Source organism: Rhodococcus sp. T2V, from assembly GCF_029269925.1.
In the GTDB taxonomy this organism is placed as follows: domain Bacteria; phylum Actinomycetota; class Actinomycetes; order Mycobacteriales; family Mycobacteriaceae; genus Rhodococcus_F; species Rhodococcus_F koreensis.
This window is the reverse complement of the sequence record NZ_JARJBD010000426.1, coordinates 1-395: the sequence shown is the minus strand read 5'-3', so window position 1 is coordinate 395 and position 395 is coordinate 1. Positions and strand designations below refer to the sequence as shown.

1 protein-coding gene is annotated in these 395 nt (G+C 49.4%); it reads left to right on the top strand.

Annotated elements, in window-relative coordinates; genetic code table 11:
• The coding region (locus tag P3H15_RS54680) for a DNA polymerase domain-containing protein (protein ID WP_276144914.1) at positions 1-395 on the top strand (395 nt) is incomplete at both ends.

Genomic DNA, 395 nt, shown 5'->3' with positions numbered 1-395 from the left:
AAAGCATGAAAAAACTGGCGCAGTATAGCATGGAAGATGCGCGTGCGACCTATGAACTGGGTAAAGAATTTTTCCCGATGGAAGCGGAACTGGCGAAACTGATTGGTCAGAGCGTGTGGGATGTTAGCCGTAGCAGCACCGGTAATCTGGTGGAATGGTATCTGCTGCGCGTTGCGTATGCGCGTAATGAACTGGCGCCGAACAAACCGGACGAAGAAGAATACAAACGTCGTCTGCGTACCACCTATCTGGGCGGCTATGTGAAAGAACCGGAAAAAGGCCTGTGGGAAAACATCATCTACCTGGATTTCCGTAGCCTGTATCCGAGCATTATCGTGATCCATAACGTTAGCCCGGATACCCTGGAAAAAGAAGGCTGCAAAAACTATGATGTT